General features: G+C 67.4%; 19 protein-coding genes. 15 read left to right on the top strand and 4 right to left on the bottom strand.

Features of this window, described 5'->3' with window-relative positions; genetic code table 11:
• Positions 1 to 2: 2 nt before the first annotated feature.
• On the top strand, positions 3 to 1,658 hold the full coding sequence (locus tag B3611_RS02925) for a formate--tetrahydrofolate ligase (RefSeq protein ID WP_291313578.1): 1,656 nt from the start codon (positions 3 to 5) through the stop codon (positions 1,656 to 1,658).
• Here the strand turns inward: B3611_RS02925 and B3611_RS02920 are convergent.
• The 3 genes from B3611_RS02920 to B3611_RS02910 are packed head-to-tail and all read right to left on the bottom strand — an operon-like array spanning position 1,655 to position 3,935.
• Entirely contained in the window at positions 1,655 to 2,401 is a 747-nt protein-coding gene (locus B3611_RS02920) for an ABC transporter permease (RefSeq protein WP_291313577.1), read from the bottom strand. The two genes, B3611_RS02925 and B3611_RS02920, sit on opposite strands and share 4 nt — an antisense overlap.
• On the bottom strand, positions 2,398 to 3,120 hold the full coding sequence (locus tag B3611_RS02915) for an ABC transporter ATP-binding protein (protein ID WP_291313576.1): 723 nt from the start codon (positions 3,118 to 3,120) through the stop codon (positions 2,398 to 2,400). Before B3611_RS02915 ends, B3611_RS02920 begins: the two co-directional genes overlap by 4 nt.
• Positions 3,117 to 3,935 (bottom strand): RecB family exonuclease, encoded by an 819-nt coding sequence (locus tag B3611_RS02910; protein ID WP_291313575.1) that lies wholly within the window; start codon positions 3,933 to 3,935, stop codon positions 3,117 to 3,119. The genes B3611_RS02915 and B3611_RS02910 overlap by 4 nt, the downstream gene beginning before the upstream one ends.
• 26 nt (positions 3,936 to 3,961) lie before the next feature.
• Here B3611_RS02910 and B3611_RS02905 point away from each other — a divergent pair, with 26 nt between their 5' ends.
• The 4 genes from B3611_RS02905 (at position 3,962) to B3611_RS02890 (ending at position 9,069) form a co-directional block, all read left to right on the top strand.
• Positions 3,962 to 5,161, top strand: coding sequence for a M18 family aminopeptidase (locus tag B3611_RS02905; protein ID WP_291313574.1), 1,200 nt, complete (start codon positions 3,962 to 3,964; stop codon positions 5,159 to 5,161).
• 51 nt (positions 5,162 to 5,212) lie between these two features.
• Complete coding sequence (locus B3611_RS02900; protein WP_291313573.1) at positions 5,213 to 6,046, top strand: tRNA (adenine-N1)-methyltransferase; 834 nt, start codon at positions 5,213 to 5,215, stop codon at positions 6,044 to 6,046.
• Positions 6,047 to 6,055: 9 nt separating this feature from the next.
• A complete protein-coding gene (gene arc, locus B3611_RS02895; RefSeq protein WP_291313572.1) occupies positions 6,056 to 7,570 on the top strand; it encodes a proteasome ATPase in 1,515 nt (504 codons plus the stop codon).
• Between the two features lie 257 nt (positions 7,571 to 7,827).
• Complete coding sequence (locus B3611_RS02890) at positions 7,828 to 9,069, top strand: HNH endonuclease signature motif containing protein (protein ID WP_291313571.1); 1,242 nt, start codon at positions 7,828 to 7,830, stop codon at positions 9,067 to 9,069.
• Here the strand turns inward: B3611_RS02890 and B3611_RS02885 are convergent.
• Positions 9,059 to 10,429 carry a PLP-dependent aminotransferase family protein gene (locus tag B3611_RS02885; RefSeq protein ID WP_291313570.1) on the bottom strand — a complete coding sequence of 457 codons (1,371 nt, stop codon included), beginning with the start codon at positions 10,427 to 10,429 and terminating at the stop codon, positions 9,059 to 9,061. The two genes, B3611_RS02890 and B3611_RS02885, sit on opposite strands and share 11 nt — an antisense overlap.
• Before the next feature lie 69 nt (positions 10,430 to 10,498).
• On the opposite strand from B3611_RS02885, the gene pdxS reads away from it, so the two are divergent.
• The 10 genes from pdxS to B3611_RS02835 are packed head-to-tail and all read left to right on the top strand — an operon-like array spanning position 10,499 to position 20,969.
• Positions 10,499 to 11,389 (top strand): pyridoxal 5'-phosphate synthase lyase subunit PdxS, encoded by an 891-nt coding sequence (gene pdxS / locus B3611_RS02880; protein ID WP_291313569.1) that lies wholly within the window; start codon positions 10,499 to 10,501, stop codon positions 11,387 to 11,389.
• Positions 11,383 to 11,964 (top strand): pyridoxal 5'-phosphate synthase glutaminase subunit PdxT, encoded by a 582-nt coding sequence (pdxT, locus tag B3611_RS02875; RefSeq protein WP_291313568.1) that lies wholly within the window; start codon positions 11,383 to 11,385, stop codon positions 11,962 to 11,964. The genes pdxS and pdxT overlap by 7 nt, the downstream gene beginning before the upstream one ends.
• Positions 11,961 to 13,451: a depupylase/deamidase Dop gene (gene dop, locus B3611_RS02870; RefSeq protein ID WP_291313567.1), complete on the top strand. Its 1,491-nt coding sequence runs from the start codon at positions 11,961 to 11,963 to the stop codon at positions 13,449 to 13,451. Before pdxT ends, dop begins: the two co-directional genes overlap by 4 nt.
• 9 nt (positions 13,452 to 13,460) lie before the next feature.
• Entirely contained in the window at positions 13,461 to 13,643 is a 183-nt protein-coding gene (locus B3611_RS02865) for a ubiquitin-like protein Pup (protein WP_291313566.1), read from the top strand.
• A 6-nt stretch (positions 13,644 to 13,649) separates the two neighbouring features.
• On the top strand, positions 13,650 to 15,035 hold the full coding sequence (pafA, locus tag B3611_RS02860; RefSeq protein ID WP_291313565.1) for a Pup--protein ligase: 1,386 nt from the start codon (positions 13,650 to 13,652) through the stop codon (positions 15,033 to 15,035).
• A gap of 35 nt (positions 15,036 to 15,070) precedes the next feature.
• Positions 15,071 to 15,988 (top strand): helix-turn-helix transcriptional regulator, encoded by a 918-nt coding sequence (locus tag B3611_RS02855; RefSeq protein WP_291313564.1) that lies wholly within the window; start codon positions 15,071 to 15,073, stop codon positions 15,986 to 15,988.
• Entirely contained in the window at positions 15,985 to 16,911 is a 927-nt protein-coding gene (locus B3611_RS02850) for a helix-turn-helix transcriptional regulator (protein WP_291313563.1), read from the top strand. Before B3611_RS02855 ends, B3611_RS02850 begins: the two co-directional genes overlap by 4 nt.
• A gap of 35 nt (positions 16,912 to 16,946) precedes the next feature.
• On the top strand, positions 16,947 to 17,222 hold the full coding sequence (tatA, locus tag B3611_RS02845) for a Sec-independent protein translocase subunit TatA (protein WP_291313562.1): 276 nt from the start codon (positions 16,947 to 16,949) through the stop codon (positions 17,220 to 17,222).
• A gap of 4 nt (positions 17,223 to 17,226) precedes the next feature.
• Positions 17,227 to 18,207, top strand: coding sequence for a twin-arginine translocase subunit TatC (tatC, locus tag B3611_RS02840; RefSeq protein WP_291313561.1), 981 nt, complete (start codon positions 17,227 to 17,229; stop codon positions 18,205 to 18,207).
• Between the two features lie 5 nt (positions 18,208 to 18,212).
• A complete protein-coding gene (locus B3611_RS02835) occupies positions 18,213 to 20,969 on the top strand; it encodes a DEAD/DEAH box helicase (RefSeq protein WP_291313560.1) in 2,757 nt (918 codons plus the stop codon).
• Positions 20,970 to 20,978 lie beyond the last annotated feature (9 nt).

Below are 20,978 nucleotides of genomic sequence, written 5' to 3'. Positions count from 1 at the left end.
CCATGACTACCGACGTAGAGATCGCCCAGGCCCACACGCTCGAACCCATCACCGACATCGCGGCCCGGGCGGGGGTCCCGGATGACGCCCTCATTCCCTACGGCAGGTACATGGCCAAGGTGGACACGACCAAGCTGTCCCCGGCCAGCCCCGGAAAGCTCGTCCTCGTCACCGGCGTCTCTCCGACGCCGGCGGGGGAGGGGAAGTCCACAGTCCTCATCGGGCTCACCGACGCCCTCGCGAAGCTGGGAAACAACGCTATGGTGGCGTTGCGCGAACCCTCCCTCGGCCCCGTGATGGGCATCAAGGGAGGTGCCGCCGGCGGCGGGTATTCGCAGGTGGTGCCCATGGAGAACATCAACCTCCACTTCACCGGCGATTTCCACGCAATCACCTCGGCGAACAATACGCTCGCCGCCCTCATCGACAACCACATCCAGCAGGGAAACCAGCTGGGCATCGACCCCCGCCGCGTCACGTGGCAGCGCTGCCTCGACGTCAACGACCGTTCCCTGCGCGGTGTGGTCACCAGCCTCGGCGGCCCCGCCAACGGTGTCCCCACCGAGACCGGGTTCACCATCACCGCGGCATCGGAGATTATGGCCATCCTCGGCCTCGCATCCGACCTCGCCGACCTGAAGCGGCGCCTGGCGGCCATCACCATCGGCCTGACCTACGACAAGCGCCCAGTAACCGCCGGCGACCTGCACGCCGAGGGCGCGATGACCGCCCTTCTCAAGGCCGCGATCAACCCCAACCTCGTGCAGACCCTCGGAGGGACCCCCGCGTTCATCCACGGCGGGCCGTTCGCCAACATCGCCCACGGTTGCAACACGCTGATCGCGACCCGCACGGCCCTCAACTTCGCCGACATCGTCCTCACCGAGGCGGGCTTCGGTTCCGACCTCGGCGCGGAGAAATTCTTCGACATCAAGGCCCGCTACGGCGACCTCGACGTCGCCGGGGCGGTCATCGTCGCCACCATCCGCTCCATGAAGTACAACGGCGGCGTGCCCAAGGACAGGCTCACGGAGGAAAACGTCGACGCCGTCCGGGCCGGGATCGTGAACCTGGAACGTCACGTGGAAAACGTCGCCAAGTTCGGCGTAACTCCCGTTGTGGCCATCAACCTCTTCACCTCGGACACTGATGCAGAGCGGCAGTTCGTCCGGGACTGGGCGGCCGAGCGCGGGATCAGGGTGGAGGAGTGCGAGGTCTGGGCCAGGGGAGGCGCCGGGGCCCTCGACCTCGCCCGCACCGTCATGGAAACCCTGTCCGAGGGGACCTCGCGGCCGCTCTACGACCCCGCCGAGGGCATCGAGAACGCGTTGGAGACGATTGCGCGGGAGGTCTACCGCGCCGAGGGCGTGCAGTACTCGGTGGGGGCTCTGCGCGACCTTGAGACTCTGAAAGCCAACGGCTTTGACACCCTGCCCGTGTGCGTCTCCAAGACGCAGTACTCGTTCTCGGACGAGCCCTCGCAGCTCGGTGCGCCGACCGGCCACACACTCCACGTGCGCAACCTGATCCCCCGCACCGGCGCGGGGTTCGTCCTCGCCCTCACCGGTGATGTCATGACCATGCCGGGCCTGCCGAAGAAGCCCGCGGCGAACAACATCGACGTGGACGAGAAGGGCGTGGTGACGGGCCTGTTCTAGGCGGTCTTCCGGGGCATCGACGCGGCCGCGGCGATCAGCGCCACCACCACGGCCACCCCCAGGGCCCCGATGCGCCACCAGCTACCCGAGCTGACTTCAGGGGAGCGCAGCGTCTCCAGCGCGACGTCGACCGCCCAGGTCATCGGCAGCCACGCCGAAATAACGTCGAGCACTTTGGGCATGTTTTCCGTGGGCACGAAGAGCCCGCAGAGAAAGATCTGCGGGGCCACAAAGACGGGCATCAGCTGCACAGCCTGGAACTCGTTGCGGGCAAACGCCGAGGCCAGCAGCCCGAAGGCAATCCCGATAAGAGCGGAGAGAAAAGCAAGGAGAACCAGAACGGACCAGTGCCCCACCACGCTCACATCAAAGGCCCAGAACAGAAGCGCGGAAAGGATGAGGGACTGGATGACCGCCAGCGCGCCGAAGACGGCTGCGTAGGAGAGGAGAAGGTTGAGGCGTGTAATCGGGGTGGTGAAGATTCTCTCGAGGGTTCCGGAACCCCGCTCTCTCAGCATGACAACAGAGGTGACGATGGACATGAGGATGAGGGGAAGGATTGCGAGCATCAGGGGCCCAATCCGGTCGAACACGGGCCGTTGCCCCGGAGCCACGGGCGCGTCCATGAAGACGAAGTAGAGCAGGCTCAATAGGAAAGCCGGGACCAGGAGTATCAGGGCGACGGTTCGGGGGTCGTTTTTCAGCTGCGCGAGAATCCGCTTCACTGTTGCTGTTTTCTTCATTGGTCCTCCTTGATGAGCGCCACCAGCGCTTCCTCCGGGGTGGCCGTACCCGTCCTCCGCATCGTCTCCGTGATCGGTTCGTGGGCGAGGAACCGGCCTTCGCGCATGACCAGGGTGGACCCGCACCGCAGGGCCTCATCCATGACGTGGCTTGAAATGAGCAACGTGACCCCGCCCCCGGAAAGATTGCGGAAGAGGTCCCAGAGCGCGGCGCGGGTAAGCGGATCGAGCCCGACCGTAGGCTCGTCGAGAACAAGGAACCGCGGATTGCCCACGAGTGCGCAGGCGAGGGATGCCCGCCCGGCCTGGCCACCCGACAACTGCGAGACGGGGCGGTCCAGATAGTCGCCGAGCTGGACCCTCTCGCACGCCAGGCGGGCCTCGTCCTCACCGGCACCGACGAGGCGGCCGAAGTACCGGACGTTGTCAAGGACGGATATTTCCCTGTAGATCGACAGGGACTGGCTCGTGAACGCCACCTCCTGGCGCAGCTCCGGGTCCCCGGCGGGCCGGCCGAGGACGGAGATGGAGCCGCCCGTGATGCGCTGCACACCCATAATCGCGCGCATGAACGTGGACTTTCCGCACCCGGACGGGCCGATGAGTCCGGTGATGGTGCCGGGTTCGAGGGTGCAGTTCAGCCCGCGCAGCACAGGCGTGCCTTTGCGCCCGACTTCGAGGTCGCGCACATCAAGGGCACGAAGGGGTGGGTTGGTCACGCGTCCACGTTATAGTCCGCCACAGACCCGGGCCACCCGGGGTACGGCGGCGGGGTCCCGCCCCAGGCCGGGCACAGCTCCTGGAAGGAGCACCAGCCGCAGAGCTTGGACTTCTGCGGCCGGAAGGTGCCGGCCTTCCCGTCGCCCTCGATCTTCGCCCAGAGGTCGCCGAGATCCCGCTCGAAGTACTCCAGCTCCTCCCTGGACGGGGCCAGGAACATCGAATCGATGACTTTGAGGTACATAAGCCGCAGCTGATGGGGGATCTCCCCGAAGAGGCGCCAGTACACCAGCGCGTAGAAGCGCATCTGGAACTGCGCATCCCCCGAGTAGCGGGGCAGCGGCTTCTTGCCGGTCTTGTAGTCAACCACCCGGATCTCACCGGTGGGTGCGACGTCCACGCGGTCAATGAATCCACGCACGGGAACCCCGTTGGGCAGTACGGCGTCGACGTACATCTCCTGCTCGGTCGAGTCGAAGCCGAGGGGGTTCTCCATCTCGAAGTAACCGCGAATCAGGGTCCGCGCATCGACGAAAAGCTGATCGGTGCTGGTGATCGGCTCCGCGACGGTGGGGTCGTCATCAAGCATCTTCTCCCACGCCGGCCGGATGCGCTTGACGGCGGCCGGGTACGTACGTTCCTCGCGCGGCCAACCGTGCATCTCCTCCAGCACGGCGTGCACGAGGGTGCCCTTGACCTGGGCCTCCGTCTTTTCTTCGGGCAGCCTGTCGATCGCACGGAAACGGTAGAGCAGGGGGCACTGCTTGTAGTCGGACGCGCGGGAGGGGGAGAGGGCGAGAGGTCGTGGAGTCATCGTGCCCCACATCATAGAGTGGGGGCATGACACCCGAGGACTTCATCTCCTTCATCGCCGCGAGCCCCAGCCCGTTCCACGCCGCGGAAAACGTCGAAAGCACGCTTCTCGACGCCTCCTTCCAGCACACCTCCACGGCCAGCCCCGGCGGGCACGTCCTGGTGGACGGGGGCGCCGTTATCGCGTGGTGGGTGCCGGAGAACCCGCGGCCCCGGTTCCGCATCGTCGGTTCGCACACCGACTCACCCGGCCTCGCCGTGAAGCCACTGCCGGACATCGAGCGCGAGGGGTTCCAGCAGATCGCGGTGGAGGTCTACGGCGGGCCGATCCTCCAGACGTGGCTGGACCGCGACCTCACCTTCGCCGGCCGCGTGGTGCTCGACGACGGCACGGTGCGCCTCGTGAACACGGGGCCCGTTGCGCGCGTGCCCAACCTGGCGATCCACCTCTACCGCAGTGATGCACCGACCGTGGAGAGACAGGCGCACACCCAGCCCGTCCTCGGGGGAGCCAAGCCGTTCTCCGCCGTCCTCGCCCATGCCGCCGGAGTCGAGCCCGGGCGAATCCTGGCCCACGAGCTGATCTCCGCCGACACGCAGCGCGGGGAGTTGCTGGGTGACATGCTGGCGGCGGGCCGGCTGGACAACCTGAGCAGCGTGTGGGCGTCGTTAAGCGCGCTACTTGAGGCGAAGGACGTGGCGCGCGACGTGCTGGTACTGGCGGCGTTCAACCACGAGGAAATCGGCTCCGCCACCCCGACCGGCGCCGCGGGCCCGCTGCTCGAGCGGGTCCTCACGTCGCTCGCGACGCAGCTCGGGGATCCGGCCGAGGTCTTCGCGGGCTCCCTGTGCGTCTCCGCCGACGCTGCCCACTCCGTCCACCCGAACTACCCGGGAAAGCATGACCCGACCCACCGCCCCGTGATCAACGGTGGCCCGGTGTTGAAGGTCAACGCGAACCAGCGCTACGCCTCGGACGCCGTTACGGAGGCGGAGTGGATCCGCGCGTGCCGCGCCGTGGGGGTTCCGGTGCAGACCTTCGTGGGCAACAACGACGTTCCCTGCGGGAGCACAATCGGGCCGATCTCCGCGACGCGGCTGGGTATTCCCACCGTCGACGTGGGCGTTCCGCTGCTGTCCATGCACTCCGCGCGTGAGCTGTGCGGCGTGCGCGACATGGAGTGGTTCACCACGGCGCTCGCGTCCTTCTACCGCGGCGAGTACTGAGCCCGCCCGCCGGTGGGGCATACTTGGGCGGCACAGACAACAGGAGGTCTCATGTATTCCGGTCCGTTCCAGGCTGGCGACAAGGTGCAGCTCACCGACGCCAAACGCCGCCACTTCACCATCGAGCTCGTGCCGGGTGGGCAGTTCCACTCCCACAAGGGCATCGTCTACCACGACGACGTCATCGGCTCGGACGAGGGCTCGGTGGTGAAGTCGACCCTGGGAGCGGACTACCTCTGCTTCCGGCACCTGCTCGTGGACCACGTCCTGTCGATGCCGCGCGGCGCCGCCGTGATTTACCCGAAGGATGCCGCACAGATCCTCGTCGAGGGCGACATCTTCATGGGCGCGCGTGTCCTCGAGGCCGGCGCGGGCTCGGGTGCCCTGTCCATGTCCCTGCTGCGCGCAGTCGGGCCGGAGGGCCACGTGTTCTCCTACGAGATCCGCGACGACCACCTCGAGTACGCCCGCAACAACGTCCGTGACTACTTCGGGTCGGAACCGGAGTGGTGGAGCCCCCGGCTCGGGGACTTCGGCGCGGTGACGCAGGAGGACCTGGGCGGGCCCGTTGACAGGCTGATCCTGGACATGGTGGAGCCGTGGCACTTCATCGACACCGTGAAAAACCTGCTCATCCCGGGCGGGGTGTTCATGACCTACGTCGCCACCGTGCCCCAGCTGATGAACATCATGGAGGGCATTCGCGAGGCCAAGTGCTTCACCGAGCCCCGCGCGTGGGAGACGCTCCTGCGCGAATGGAAGGTTGATGGGCTGGCAACCCGCCCGGAGCACCGGATGAACGCCCACACGGCGTTTCTCGTGTGGACCCGCCGCCTCGCTGACGGTGTCACGCCACCGCGCCCGCAGCGAAAGGCGCGTCGCTAGGCTGGACCCATGATCCAGGATGATGCCTTCGGCCCGGAAGTGCGCGAACTCAAGCGTGAGAACCAGGCTCTCGGTTCGCGGAACAAGAAGCTCGCCGAGCTCCTGAAGGCCAGCCGCGACAAGCTGACCGACCTCTACGCCCAGCTCGAGGAGCTGGAGGAGCCCGCCTCCACCTACGGCATCTACCTCGGTAGCGGCGGGCGCGGCCTCGATGCTGAAGTCCACACCTCCGGGCGGCGCATGCGCGTCAAGGTATCGCCGAACGTGGAACCGAGTGCACTGAAGCCCGGTGCCCTGGTTCGCCTGGGCGACGGCACGGTCATCGTCGAGGTGTGCGGGTTCGAGGACACGGGTCAGCTCGCCACGGTCGTCGAGAACATCGGGGCGGGCCGCGCCGTGGTGGCCGACCAGCAGGGCACCGAGTCGCTGGTCCACCTCGCGGAGCCGCTTCGCAGCGCCGCCCGGGCCGGGGACACCGTCATCTGCGACACGCGCGTGGGTTACGCCTACGAACGCGTGGCCAAAACGGAGGTCAACCAGCTCTCGCTGGAAGAGGTCCCGGATGTGACGTACCGCGACATCGGCGGGTTATCCAGCCAGATCGAGACCATCCAGGACTCCGTCGAGCTGCCCTTCGCACACCCGGAGCTGTACCGCGCGTACGACCTCCATCCGCCGAAGGGAGTGCTGCTGTACGGCCCGCCCGGGTGTGGCAAGACCCTCATCGCCAAGGCTGTCGCGAATTCGCTGTCCGCCCGCATCGGTGACGGATCCACCGCGCACTTCATCAACGTCAAGGGCCCTGAGCTTCTGAACAAATTCGTCGGCGAGACGGAGCGCCGCATCCGCCTGATCTTCGAACGCGCCCGGGAGCTCGCCTCCGACGGGAGGCCGGTGATCATTTTCTTCGACGAGATGGAATCCATCTTCCGCACCCGCGGCTCCGGTGTTTCCTCCGACATGGAGACCACCGTCGTGCCCCAGCTGCTCACCGAAATTGACGGGGTGGAGGACATCGCCAACGTCATCGTCATCGGCGCCACCAACCGCGAGGAACTCATCGACCCCGCGATCCTTCGCCCGGGCCGCCTGGACATCAAGATCCGCGTCTCGCGCCCCACCCGCGAGGAGGCCACCGACATCTTCACCCGCTACATCACGGAGCGCATCCCGCACGCTGAGCCCGTCGCCGCGCTCATCGACGCCGCGACCGATGCCCTGTTCACGCCCCGCCCGTACGTGCGCCTCGAGCTTTCCGACGGCACCACCCAGATCCTCTACTACAGCGACTTCGTTTCCGGCGCGATGATCGCCAACATCGTCGACCGCGCAAAAAAGCTCGCGATCAAGGACCACATTTCGGGGGCGTCGACAAGCGGCGTGAGCGCGACTCACCTGCGAGCTGCCGTGCGGGCGGAGCAGGACGAAAGCGAGGATCTGCCGAACACCGCGAATCCGGATGAGTGGGCGCGGATCACCGGCCACCACGGGCGCCGGGTCGTGTCGGCCAAGATCGTGGGGTAGGGGCGTCGGGAGTCCGCAATGCGGACTCGGTGACCCGGTGGTGAACCGGGTGCGGGTGGTGCCGGAAAGTCCGCAATGCGGACTCGGTGACTGCATCTTACCCCGAGCCGATTGCGCGCATATGTTCTAGTGTCGGCTCAAAAATGAGCAGTTTCCGCATGTAACAAGCGCGGGTATTGACCCTTCATCGAACATCGGGTAGATTTATGTTCGAAAGCAAAACTGGTTTCGGGGACCGCACGCTTTAGGGGGATAGAGTGACGACCGCCATTGACGAAAGACTTGACGATCTAGACGAGGCCACACCCAGCGACCTGGTTTCGACCATCGTCGACGGCTTCGGGACGTTCTCCAGGAAAAAGGCCCAAATACTTCACGCTATTGCGCTTTTCGACGCCCTTGCGCTCGCACCCGGGCTCGGATCAAGTTCCACCGCCATGTGGATGATTGGAAAGTTGGCGATCCCCAACTCCACAGCCCACGAATACGTCAAGGTCGCGCGCGCCATGCTGCAGTTCACGTTAATGGCCGATGCCTTCTTGGCGGGACGGACCAATTACTCACGGGTTCGGCTAATTCTGCCGCATCTGACCACCGCGAACGAGGCGGAGCTGGTTGAGCTCGCATGCACCATGACCTACCACGAGCTGGAATTGGCGCTACTGAGGTTTCGCTCCAGTAAGGAGGACCCTCGCCGGTCATCATATGTGAGGCTCTCGACACGGCGTGACGGCCGGGTTGGGCTCTGGGCTGAATTCAACCCCGCGGAGGGGGCACGCGTCATGGCGGCCATGAAGGTGGGGGAGTTGGCCTGGTACGACACCGAGCTGGAAAACCTGGTCGGGGAAGACGGCCGAGTGGAGGAAACACGCGTGGAGGCGGAATTCGCGCGCCGGGAAAGAGTGTCTTCGGGCTCGTCCGGGTACGGTCTGCCGCTCGGGGAGGCGCTGCTCAGCTCGTTCATGGGGCTTGTGAACATCGCGCTGACCAAGCCCAGGAACGCGCTGCGATCGCCCGGCGCGCACGTGAATGTGGTGATGACAGCCGACGGGAGGGCCTACCTGCCAAACAACCCGGGCGCACCATCGGACGCGGTGAAAAACTTTCTGGACGGCGCTGAGTACAGAATCAACCGAGTCGATGAAAAAGGCCTCATTCTTAACACCGGCAGGAAGTTCCGGCTCGCCAGCGACGCCCAAGTTAACGCGCTCATGGTGATGTGGCGCGGTACGTGCGCGATGCCCGGGTGCACCCACAGCCGGTTCATGGAAATGCACCACATCACCGACTGGGTTGACGGGGGGCCGACCGACCTTGATAATCTCCTGCCCCTCTGCTCCGCCTGCCACTCACTCGTGAGTGACGGGTACGTAAGGATCCTGAAGGAGTGGGGCGACGTCCACTTCCTCTATCCGGACGGAACCCGTTACGTCAGCCACGACCACGGGCTTCCGGTCCGTGATGATGAGGCAATGACCCTCGCGGAATTCACCGCGTAGAGATGGTGCACAGCAAATCGACAGCACAGGTAAATTCCTCGTCTTTGAGATGGGCGAAGCTTAAAATGAAGCCTTCTTCCCGCCCGGTCCCCCGTGCTGGCAGGGAGGAGCAGATCAACCCGCAACTTGCGAGAAATCGCTCAAACCGGGCTTTCTCGCCCGCTCCGGTAAAAGCGATGGCGACATCTGCGCCAACCCCCTCGGAGGCCCCGAGCACCGTCGCCCCTGCGGTGAGAAGCGCAGGAAGCACCCTTTCCCGAATCACTTCGCGCCTGCGGAGGAGCTGACTGTGAACAGATCTGGTGTTGCGGCGAACGTACCCACCCGCGAGCAGGTGGGCAATTGCCCGCTGCGTAACCGCGGAGACCGGCATACCCAGGAGCTCCCGGGTCTCCCTCAGCATGTCAATGGTGTCGGCGTCCGCAACCACGTACCCCGCGGCGAGCTGACGGCTCAGCAGGGTCGAAAACGTCCCGAGGGTGACCACGGCGGCCTCACCCGCGACGGTCGACAGCGTGGGCTGCGGGGAAACCCGGTAGCGCAGCTCAGCATTGAAGTCGTCCTCGATGAGAACTGTGCCAGACCCGGCGGCCCATTCGATCAGGGCCGATCGGCGTGGCGCCGGCATCGGCCCGCCGAGGGGGTAGAGATGGGAGGGGGTGACAAGAAGCGCGTCGAGGTCTTCAGGGAGCTCCGCCACCACCACACCCATCTCGTCCGTCCCACATGTCACCGCCGAATGGCCCGCCAACGGAATGACGCTGCACAACCCGGGATGCCCAGGGTCCTCGACACCAACGCGCAGACCGTGGCCGAGAGCCATCAGGATCAGCAGCAACCCCTCCCGGGAACCGCCGGTGACCAGGACATCATCCGGGTCCACGGCGAGGCCGCGGGAGAGTCGAAGGTGATCGGCAATCGCATGGCGCAGAGCCGGCTCGCCGGACTTGTCCACTCCGGATGCCGGCTCCGCCGCAGCCACCCGCCACGCCCGTCGCCAGGCCGCGGGCCGGATGGTCCCGGCGTTTGCGGAGGACGGCTTCAGGGAGATGCGCGCCGGGCCCCGTGCCGGCCGCGGGCCGGTGGTGCGTGGGCGGGGCGTCGGGAGGCGGGGGCCGGCAACAAGCTCAGGGTGGATGATGGTCGGGGCACCCTGCGAGGACAGAAGGAACCCCTCGGAGAGAAGCTGATCGTAGGCGGAGACGACGCTTCCGCGGGAGACCCCCAGGCGCGCGGCGAGGTCGCGGGTCGACGGGACCCGGTCCCCGGCGGCCAGGCGGCCGGTGGAAACGAGTTCGCGCATGCCCGCGGCGATCTGGACCGGCAGCGGGGTGGGGAGGAGGCGATCTACGGTGAACATGACTGGTCCAAAATAATAGCCGCAAACTGGCCCTGGGAATTTACCAGTTCGAGCGGTTGGATGGACCCCATGGCTGACAACACACATACCGTAAAGTCCGGACTCGCCCAGATGCTCAAGGGCGGGGTGATCATGGATGTCGTGACCCCGGAGCAGGCGCGCATCGCCGAGGATGCGGGGGCGGTCGCCGTCATGGCGTTGGAACGCGTTCCGGCGGACATCCGTGCGCAGGGCGGCGTGGCCCGCATGTCCGACCCGGACCTGATCGAGGGCATCATCGACGCAGTTGACATCCCGGTGATGGCGAAGGCGCGCATCGGGCACAGCGTCGAGGCCCGCATCCTGGAGCACCTGGGCGTCGACTACATCGACGAGTCCGAGGTGCTGAGCCCGGCCGACTACGTCAATCACATCGACAAACGTGAGTTCACGGTTCCCTTCGTTTGCGGCGCAACGAATCTTGGAGAGGCTCTGCGCCGGATCAACGAGGGAGCCGCGATGATCCGCTCGAAGGGGGAGGCCGGCACGGGCGACGTGTCTGAGGCGACCAAGCACATGCGCACCATCACGGCGGAAATTGCGGGTCTCCACGCGCTGTGGGAAGCGAACCGCGACGAGCTTTATGTGGCCGCCAAGGAACTGCGCGCACCCTACGACCTGGTTGCCTGGGTCGCCGAGCACGGCGAGCTGCCGGTTGTGCTCTTCACCGCCGGTGGGGTGGCCACCCCCGCGGACGCGGCGTTGATGATGCGGCTCGGCGCGGACGGAGTGTTCGTGGGCTCGGGAATCTTCAAGTCGGGCGACCCCGCGGCGCGTGCATCGGCGATCGTGAAGGCAACCGCCGCCTACGATGACATCGAAACCGTCACGGAGGCCTCCCGCGGCCTGGGTGAGGCGATGGTGGGGATCAACGTGGCGGACCTGCCCGCCCCGCACCGCCTCGCCGAGCGCGGATGGTAGCCCCGCGCATTGGTGTGCTCGCGCTCCAGGGCGGGGTGCGCGAGCACACCGGCATGCTGGCGTCACTCGGTACCTCCGTGACACCGGTACGCCGCCCGGCCCACCTCGAGGGGCTCGACGGCATCGTGATTCCGGGCGGGGAGTCATCCACCATCGACAGGCTTCTCCGCACCTTCTCGCTTTTCGACGCTCTCCGCGACGCCCTGACCGGCGGCCTCCCAGTTCTGGGCACCTGTGCCGGACTGATCACCCTCGCCGCCCGGATCGAGGACCCCGCCCCGGGTCAGGGTTCGCTCGGCGTTGTGGACATGGCCGTGAGGCGCAACTCCTTCGGCCCCCAGGTAAACAGCGCAGTCGAGCGGGTCGAGACGGATTTCGGCCCGGTCGAGGGAGCGTTCATCCGCGCCCCCGAGGTGGTCTCGGTGGGCGGGGGAGTGGAGGTGATCGCCCGCCGCGGCGACGCGGTGGTCGGGGTGGAGACGCCCACGGCGCTGGCGGTGAGCTTCCACCCGGAGCTGACGGGCGACACCGCGGTGCACGAGCGCTTCCTGGCGAAAGTACCCTGGGGCGCATGACGCGCTACATGGGAACCGAGACGGAGTACGGCATCACCTGCCCGGGGGATCCGAGCCTGAGCCCGATCGTCACCTCCACCCACGCCGTTGTGGCCTACGCCGCGATGCACACCGGTGCCCGGGCGCGGTGGGACTACGAGGACGAGCACCCCCTGAAGGACACGCGGGGCTTCGACCTGAAGCGCTACCACACGGTCCCCGTCGTGGATGCGAACGCGATCGGGGTGGCCAACGTGGTCACCTCCAACGGCGCCCGCTTCTACGTCGACCATGCCCACCCCGAATACTCCAGCCCGGAGGTCTCCAACGCGTGGGACGCCATGGTCTACGATGCCGCCGGGGACATCGTCCTGGGCCGCGCGGCCGAAAACATCGCGCGGTTGCACGGGGAAGGGGTGAGCGTGCTCAAGGACAAGGCCCCGTGCCCCCCGCTGAAGTTCTACAAGAACAACGTCGACGGCAAGGGCGCCTCCTACGGCTCGCACGAGAACTACCAGTACTCACGCCACACCGACTTTCCCGCGCTCGCCCAGGCGCTCATCCCGTTCTTCGTCACCCGCCAGGTAATCATCGGCGCCGGCCGAGTCGGCATCGGGCAGGAGGGGGAGCGTGACGGCTTCCAGATTTCGCAGCGCGCCGACTACATCGAGCAGGAGATCAGCCTGGAAACGACGCTCAACCGCGGCATCGTCAACACCCGTGACGAGCCGCACGCGGACGAGCGCGAGTTCCGCCGCCTGCATGTCATCGTCGGCGACGCCAACATGGGCCAGTACCCGAACTTCCTCAAGCTCGGCATGACCAAGCTCGTCCTCGACGCCATCGAGGCGGGCACCGACTTCCGGGACCTGCGCCTGGCCGACCCGGTCGCGGAGATCCAGCGGGTCTCGCACGACCCGGGCTGCACGCACGAGCTCTCGCTTGCCGGCGGCCGCCGCCTGCGCGCCACCAAGATCCTGCGCGAGTACAGAAAACGGTGCCGCGCCGAAGATGGCGTCGACAAGCGGGTGCTGGAACTGTGGGGGGAGATCCTCGACGACCTCGAACGCGACCCGCTCTCCACGGCCGACCGGCTGGACTGGACCGCCAAGTGGGCACTGATCCGCGGGTTCCTTGCGCGCGGCGTGGACATCGCGGATCCGAAGCTGAAGGCGATCGACCTGCAGTACGCGGACATCGACCCGGAACGGTCGCTCTACCACGCCCTCGTGCGCAAGGGGAGCATGCGCACGCTGGCGGTAGCGGAGGAGGTTGCCGCCGCCGCCGACAACCCTCCCTCGGACTCGCGGGCCTGGTTCCGCGGGGCGCTGAGCAGGAAGTTCCCCGAGGACGTGCTCGCCTCGAACTGGCAGGCCGTGGTGCTCAGGTCATCGGCGGGGCCGCGGCGCGTGGAGATCGACGCGGTCGACGGGTTCACCGAGGCAGCGGTGGGGGAGATTCTGGAACGCAGCGGCAGCGTCGACGAGCTGCTTGCCGCGCTGTTATAGGGTTGGACCATGGTCAACCAACAACAGATTCACGGATCCGGCGGTGGTGAGGAACCCGCGGAGGACACCGGCGCGGGGCAGGCGCAGATCAACACGGCGGGCACCGACGACCTCCTGGACGAGATCGATTCCCTCCTGGACAACAATGCCGAGGAGTTCGTCCGCTCGTACGTGCAAAAGGGCGGCGAGTAGGCAGCGATGGCCACCGTTTTCCCGCGCCGCATCATGGGCGTTGAGACCGAGTACGGAGTCACCGCCTTCCGTGACGGCCAGCAGGTGCTCACCCCGGAGGAGGTGGCGCGCTACCTGTTCCGGCCCGTCGTCGCGCAGCACCGCAGCTCCAACATCTTCACGGAAAACGGTTCCCGGCTTTACCTCGACGTCGGCGCGCACCCCGAGTACGCGACCGCCGAGTGCGACTCGCTGACCCAGCTGCTCACCTACGACAAAGCCGGTGAGCTGATCTTCGAGGGCCTGTCCCGGCGCGCGGAGGAGGCACTGGAAGCCGACGGCATCGGCGGCGAGGTCTACCTGTTCAAGAACAACGTCGACTCCCGGGGAAACTCCTACGGCACCCACGAAAACTACCTGATCAGCCGCGAGTTGATCCTGAAGGACCTCTCGCGCCAGCTCCTGCCGTTCCTGGTCACCCGCCAGCTGATCTGCGGCGCCGGGGTGATCAGGGACGGACGGTTCCTCCTCTCGCAACGGGCCGACCAGGTGTGGGAGGGAGTGTCCTCGGCGACGACGCGGACGAGGCCGATCATCAACACCCGCGACGAACCGCACGCGGATTCCCACCGCTTCCGCAGGATGCACGTCATCGTCGGGGACTCCAACATGTCGGAGACGTCCTTCGCGCTCAAGATCGGCTCGACTCTGCTGGTGCTCGAGATGCTGGAGGCGGGTTTCGACCTGCCCGACCTCGAACTCGCCGACCCCATCGCCGACATCCGCACCGTCGCCGCCGATGATTCCGGCCGCGCCCCTCTCGCACTGAAGGGCGGGGGTTCCACCTCGGCCCTGGACCTCCAGTGGGCGGCGTGGCAGGCCGCTGGCAGGTGGTTGATCCAGCGCCCCGACGAAGGCACTCCCAACGCCGAGCTGCAGCGCGTGGTCGAGCTGTGGGGCCGCGTCCTGGACGCGTTGGAAAGCGGCGACCACTCCGGCGTCGACCGCGAGGTGGACTGGATGATCAAGCGCCGCCTGCTCGAGCAGTACCGCGACAAGCTCGGATGCGGGTGGGACCACCCCAAGCTGGCCCACATCGACCTCGCCTACCACGACATCCGCCGGGGTCGCGGCCTCTTCCACCTCCTGGAGCGCAAGGGCGCCGCCGCCCGCTGGACGAGCGATGAGGCCATTCGCGCCGCCGTCGACACCGCGCCGCCCACGACCCGGGCGCGGATGCGCGGGGAGTTCGTGCGGGAGGTGCGTGCGGCCGGGGCGTCCCACAGCATCGACTGGGTGCACCTGAAGGTCAACCGGCCGGAGCCGCGGACCGTCGATTTGCTCGATCCCTTCGCCACCACCGACGGGCGGGTCGACGATCTGATCGCCTACGTCCGCGAAAACGCGGGTTAAGCTAGGCCCGCACCAACTACCGAGGGAGAAAGCGCGTGGCAGACACAGAAAAAGCCGCCATCGAGCGGCTCACCAACCTCACCTTCGCCCTCCTCGGTGCGGAGCGCCCGCGCGACTACGACTGGGTGTACAGCCACGTCTCGGGCTACGCGCCACGCACCCGCGACGCTTTCCAGCGCCAGCTCACCCGCGACGTGCAGACGATCCGCCGCGCCGGTGTGCCGGCGCGCATGGAAAACGGGCTGGTGTGGGTGGACAAGGACGCCTACGAACTGCCCGCCATCGAATTCACCGACGAAGAGGCGACCGTGCTCGGCCTGGCGGGGGACCTCGGGCGGCGGGGCAGCCTGGGCGCCTTCGCCCGTTCCGGGTGGACAAAGCTCGCGGCTTCCGGCGCGACGAGGACGTTCGACAGCCCCGCACTGGCGTCGGTGGACAACGACGTCCTGCGCCTCGACGCGGAGACCGTGAAGAACGTCACCGCCTGCGTGCGGGGACGGAGGCGCATGGCCTTCGATTACCGGCCCTCACCGACGGCGGAGCCTAAGAAGCGGACGATGGACCCGTGGGGGATCGTCGCTCTCAACAACCGCGCGTACGTGGTCGGCTTCGACACTGACAGGCAGGAGGTGCGGGCGTTCCGCGCGATGCGGGTCGCCAACGTGCGCCAGGCGCCCGGTGGGGCGTACCGCGGACCTGACCGCCCGCTGCAGGAGGTCGTTGAAGAGACCCTGCGGGGGCCGGTCACCGATGCCCGCGTGACGCTCGCCACCGGGGCCGGGGCCGAGCTGGCGGAGCGCGGCGAGCTCGATGGCGGTGACATCGTCCTGCGCGGCGTGGAGCGCGACTGGCTCGTGCGCACCCTGGCCAGCCTGGCGCCGCACGTGACCGCGGTGGAGCCCGCGGACGTGAGGCGGGACGTCGTGAAGCTTCTCGGGGAGGCCTGCGCGTGAAGGACAACCCGGCCAAGCTCGAGGGCCTCGTGCGCTCGCTGAACCTCATTCCGTACCTGCGGCAGCACCCCGGGGCCACCCCGATGGAGATCGCGCGGGATCTCGGCTACGGCCACGAGGACATCATGGCGGATCTGACGCGCCTCAGCCTGTCCGGCGTGGGCAACGGACCCGGCGAGCTCATCGACCTTGTCGCGTCCTGGACCGGCATCACGCTTATCGACGACCAGGGCCTGAACAAACCCCTGCGCCTGACCCCCACGGAGGCCAACGCCCTGCTGCTCACTCTCGAATCTCTGGAGACCATGCCGGGGCTGGTGGACCACGAGGCGGTGAACTCCGCCGCCGCGAAGCTGCGGGAGGTGACACGCGGCCGCGGGGTGGACGACGCCGCGCACCCGGTGGGGCAGGAGGCGGGCGCGATGGCGACGGTATCGGACGCGCTCGCGCGGGGCCGGCGGGTGCAGCTGGTCTACTACTCGGCTTCCTCCGACACGACCACCCGGCGTGTCGTTTCGCCTGTCGCCCTGTTCCACCGCAACGGGGAGACCTACCTGCGCGCGTTGGAGGACGGGACGGAGAAGAACTTCCGGCTCGACCGCGTGCGCACCGCGGAGGTCACGCGTGAAGCCGCGGAGCCGTCGGCGGTCCGCGTCAGCGAGTCCGATCCCTTCGGTTTCGGCGATTCCGCCCGCGCGGTCCTGGAGATCCACACGGACGCCACCTGGCTGGTGGATTACTGGGAGATCGAGCTCCTCGACCGCGAGGGGGAATGGGTGCGCGCGGAAATGCCCTACGGCAGCGAGGAGTGGCTCGTTCGCTTCTGCCTCAGCCAGGCCGACCGCGTCCGCCTGCGCGAACCCGTAGAGCTCGCTGGCGAAATCGACCGGCGGGCTCGCGCAGCGCGCGAGGGGTTAAGATAAGCCGATACCGCGACACCCCCTGTGAAAGGAACGCCATGCCGAATCTTGGTTGGTCCGAGATCCTCATCATCCTGGTCATCATCCTGCTGCTGTTCGGCGCGAACAAGCTCCCCGATCTCGCCCGCTCCATGGGCCGCTCCGCGCGCATCTTCAAGTCCGAGGTCAAGGAGATGCAGAACGACGACAAGCCCGTCGCCGAGCCTCGCGCCGAGATCACCCGCGGGACCGTGACCCCCGAATCGCAGAGCGTCGCCCAGCCCCAGGACGGGTTCTGGGATCGCCCCGAGAACCAGCCGCGCCCGCAGAACTAGACAGATGCCCACGCTGAAGCCGCGGAGGAAGCGCCGCTCCAACCCCGAGGGGTACATGTCCCTCGTGGAGCACCTCACGGAGCTCCGCCGGCGCGTCATCGTCGCGCTGGCGGCCGCGTTCGTCGGCACGGTCATCGGCTTCCTCTGGTACCAGAGCGCCCCGTGGGGCATCGCCCCGCTGGGTGAGATCATCCGCGGGCCCTACTGCAACCTGCCGGCGGACCTGAGAGCCGACTTCACGGGTGACGGTCAGTGCCGCCTCTTGGCCACCACGCCGTTCGAGATGTTCATGCTGCGCCTCAAGGTGGGGGCGCTGGCCGGTGTTGTGCTGTCCTCGCCGGTGTGGCTCGGGCAGATCTGGGGCTTCATCACCCCGGGGCTGCTACGCAACGAAAAGCGCTACACCTTCGCCTTCGTCAGCTTAGCCGTCACCCTCTTCGTCGCCGGGGCGGTGCTGGCCTACTTTGTGCTGGACAAGGGCCTCTACGTCCTTATGTCCATTGGCGACGAGGTGCAGATCGCCGCGCTCACCGGCCACGAGTACTACAGCTTCCTCCTCGCCCTGGTCACGATTTTCGGTGTGAGCTTCGAGCTGCCGCTGGTCATCGTGATGCTCAACCTCGTCGGTCTCCTGCGCTACGAGCATGTGAAGGACAAGCGCCGGCTGATCACCGTAGGCCTGTTCATCTTCGCGGCCTTCATGACCCCCGGGCAGGACCCCTTCTCCATGATCGCGCTCGCCCTGTCCATGACGCTCCTGGTGGAGCTCGCGTTCCAGTTCTGCCGTATCAACGACAAGCGCAGGACGCACACCCGGCCGGCGTGGATGGACCTCGACGACGAGGAGTCCTCCGGCCCGGTGCTGTCCTCCGGGCCCCTCGACTCCCCGGCACCCGTGGGAGTGAGCACCACACCCGCCCCCTCCGTGCAGCCCACGCCTGCGCCCGGCCCGCCGCCGGAGGATCACTTCCGCGACGTACTCTAAGGGGCATGGCTTCCGAGCACCTCCACAGCTTCCGCGCGTCGCGTCCGTTCCCCCTCGACCCCTTCCAGGTGGAGGCCTGTGAGGCGGTGGAGGCGGGCAGGGGAGTGCTCGTGTGTGCCCCGACCGGCTCGGGCAAGACGATCGTCGGGGAATTCGCGGTCTCTCTCGCCCTGAGCCGCGGCACGAAGTGCTTCTACACCACGCCCATCAAGGCGCTGAGCAACCAGAAATACCACGACCTCGCCGCGGAACACGGTGAGGGCGCGGTGGGGCTGCTCACCGGCGATGTCAGCATCAACGCCGGGGCCGAGATTGTGGTGATGACAACCGAGGTCCTGCGCAACATGATTTACGCGGATTCCCCCCAGCTCCAACGCCTTTCCCACGTGGTGATGGACGAAATCCACTACCTCGCGGACCGCGACCGCGGCGCGGTGTGGGAGGAGGTCATTCTCAACCTCGACGATTCCGTCGCCCTGATCGGGCTTTCGGCCACCGTGTCCAACTCGGAGGAGTTCGGGGAGTGGCTGGGCGCGGTTCGCGGTGAAACCACAGTCATCGTCTCCGAGGAACGCCCCGTTCCACTGAGCCAGTACGTCATGGTCGGGAGGAAAGTCTTCCCGCTGTTCGAGCCGGGAACCGATGGCCGCGTGAACCGCGATCTCGAGCATGCAATCGCCCGCGTCGAGGAGGGTCGTTCAGAGGAGGGCCGGCGCGATTACGAGGAGGGCCGAGGGTTCCGTGCCCGCGCCGCCGGCCGGCGAAGCGGCCGCGAGCGCGGAGCCGACAAGACCCGGGCGGTGGGCAGGCCCGAGCTGGTGTCGGTTCTCCAGGGGCGTGAGATGCTGCCCGCGATTGTCTTCATCTTCTCCCGCGCCGGCTGCGACGGCGCATTGTTCCAGTGTCTGCGCTCGCGCAAGGAACTGACCACCCCGGAGGAGCAGGAGAGAATCAGGCGCATCGTCGACGAGGGGGTCAAAGACATCCCGGAGGAGGATCTGCGGGTCCTCAACTTCGGGCAGCTGCGCACGGCGTGGACCAGGGGGTTTGCGGCGCACCACGCGGGACTGCTCCCCGCGTTCAAACACATCGTGGAGGAGCTCTTTGTGCAGGGCCTGGTGCGCGTCGTTTTCGCCACCGAAACGCTGGCCCTGGGTATCAACATGCCGGCGCGCACCGTGGTGCTGGAAAAGCTGGTGAAGTTCAACGGGGAGACGCACGCCGATCTCACTCCCGGCCAGTACACCCAGCTCACCGGGCGCGCGGGGCGCCGCGGAATCGACACCCTCGGCAACGCCGTGGTCCAGTGGGCGCCCGCGATGGACCCCCGGGAGGTCGCGGGACTCGCGTCGACGCGGACCTACCCCCTCATATCGCCGTTCCAGCCCGGTTACAACATGGCAATCAACATGCTCAAGATGAACGGCTACGACGCGTCGATCCGGCTTATCGAGCAGTCCTTCGCCCAGTTCCAGACGGACCGCTCGGTCGTCGGTGAGGTACGCGACATCGAGCGCCGCCAGGCCCGGGTGGACAAGCTCCGCCAGCAGCTCGAGCGGGACATCTCCTCCTTTTCCCCGCCCGCCGAGGACCCGGCAGCCGAGCTGGTGGAATACCTCCGCCTGCGCCGCGACCTCACCGAGGCCGAGCGCGAGGCCCGCGCGCAGGCAATGGAGGACCGCGTGACCGAGGCCCGGCGGGTTCTCGCCCGCCTGGAGGTGGGCGAGGTCATCGCGCTGCCGGGGAGGAAGAAGCCCGAGCTGGCTGCGGTGGTGCAGGTGGCCGGCCGGAAGAACGACCCCCGCCCGTGGGTGACCACCGAGCGCGGCTGGTCCGGACGCATCGACGCAGGAGCGTTCCGCAACCCGCCGGTGGTGGTGGGACGCATCAAGATCCCCCGCCACATACAGGAACAACCGCGCCGCCACACGCGCAAGGTGGTGAGCATGCTGCTCGGGGGCACCTTCCACGGACCGAAGAAGCTGCGTGAGCAGGCCCGCGTCCGCCCGTCGAAGAAGGTCACATCGCTGCGTGTGGCCATCCGCAACCACCCGGTCCACTCCTGGCCCGCCGCGGACCGCGAGCTGCTCGCCCGCGTGGGCGAGGAACTGGTGCGCGAGGAGCGCAAGCTCGCGTCGCTCGAGCGGCGGGTGGACTCCTCGACGGATTCGCTCGGGCGCACCTTCGAGCGCATCATCGGGTTGCTCACGGAGATGGACTACGTGGAGCTTCGGGACGGTGAGCCCGCTGTCACCGGGGAGGGTGAGCGCCTCGCGGCCATCCACAACGTCTCCGACCTGCTCGTCGCGCAGTGCCTCAAACGCGGGGTGTGGGACGGCCTCGACCCCGCGGAGCTCGCGGGCGTCGCCTCCATGTGCGTGTTCGAGAATCGCCGCGCCACCGGCGGCTCCCCCGATGCCGCCACGGAACGCATGGCGGATGCCATGAACGCCACGATGCGCATCTACGGCGAGCTCGCCTCTGACGAACAGCGCCACCACCTCACCGTCACCCGCCTGCCCGACCCGGGTTTCAGCCTCTCGATCCACCAGTGGGCCGCGGGCGCGCCCCTCGGTTACAGCCTCGCCGCCGCCGCGGAGTCCGGCGCCGAGCTCACCCCGGGCGACTTCGTCCGCTGGTGCCGCCAGGTCATCGACCTTCTGGAGCAGGTGGCCAAGACCGGTTACACCGACGACGTGCGCCGCAGCGCCAACCGCGCGATCGACGCGATCCGGCGCGGGGTCGTCGCGATCGGCAGCTAGTACCTACCA

Origin of the sequence: Corynebacterium sp. UBA2622 (assembly GCF_002339505.1) — a bacterium.
Classification (GTDB): Bacteria; Actinomycetota; Actinomycetes; order Mycobacteriales; family Mycobacteriaceae; genus Corynebacterium.
Note: the sequence above shows the minus strand (reverse complement) of the source record. Positions and strands in the feature narration are given on the sequence as shown.

What these genes read in the sequence shown, in the direction of transcription:
- B3611_RS02865 (WP_291313566.1), top strand. Translation starts at nt 13,461, where the DNA reads ATGGTCAACCAACAACAGATTCACGGATCCGGCGGTGGTGAGGAACCC.
- tatC (WP_291313561.1), top strand. Translation starts at nt 17,227, where the DNA reads ATGCCCACGCTGAAGCCGCGGAGGAAGCGCCGCTCCAACCCCGAGGGG.
- B3611_RS02925 (WP_291313578.1), top strand. Translation starts at nt 3, where the DNA reads ATGACTACCGACGTAGAGATCGCCCAGGCCCACACGCTCGAACCCATC.
- dop (WP_291313567.1), top strand. Translation starts at nt 11,961, where the DNA reads ATGACGCGCTACATGGGAACCGAGACGGAGTACGGCATCACCTGCCCG.
- arc (WP_291313572.1), top strand. Translation starts at nt 6,056, where the DNA reads ATGATCCAGGATGATGCCTTCGGCCCGGAAGTGCGCGAACTCAAGCGT.
- tatA (WP_291313562.1), top strand. Translation starts at nt 16,947, where the DNA reads ATGCCGAATCTTGGTTGGTCCGAGATCCTCATCATCCTGGTCATCATC.
- B3611_RS02835 (WP_291313560.1), top strand. Translation starts at nt 18,213, where the DNA reads ATGGCTTCCGAGCACCTCCACAGCTTCCGCGCGTCGCGTCCGTTCCCC.
- B3611_RS02905 (WP_291313574.1), top strand. Translation starts at nt 3,962, where the DNA reads ATGACACCCGAGGACTTCATCTCCTTCATCGCCGCGAGCCCCAGCCCG.
- B3611_RS02910 (WP_291313575.1), bottom strand. Translation starts at nt 3,935, where the DNA reads ATGACTCCACGACCTCTCGCCCTCTCCCCCTCCCGCGCGTCCGACTAC.
- pafA (WP_291313565.1), top strand. Translation starts at nt 13,650, where the DNA reads ATGGCCACCGTTTTCCCGCGCCGCATCATGGGCGTTGAGACCGAGTAC.
- pdxS (WP_291313569.1), top strand. Translation starts at nt 10,499, where the DNA reads ATGGCTGACAACACACATACCGTAAAGTCCGGACTCGCCCAGATGCTC.
- B3611_RS02885 (WP_291313570.1), bottom strand. Translation starts at nt 10,429, where the DNA reads ATGTTCACCGTAGATCGCCTCCTCCCCACCCCGCTGCCGGTCCAGATC.
- B3611_RS02920 (WP_291313577.1), bottom strand. Translation starts at nt 2,401, where the DNA reads ATGAAGAAAACAGCAACAGTGAAGCGGATTCTCGCGCAGCTGAAAAAC.
- pdxT (WP_291313568.1), top strand. Translation starts at nt 11,383, where the DNA reads ATGGTAGCCCCGCGCATTGGTGTGCTCGCGCTCCAGGGCGGGGTGCGC.
- B3611_RS02900 (WP_291313573.1), top strand. Translation starts at nt 5,213, where the DNA reads ATGTATTCCGGTCCGTTCCAGGCTGGCGACAAGGTGCAGCTCACCGAC.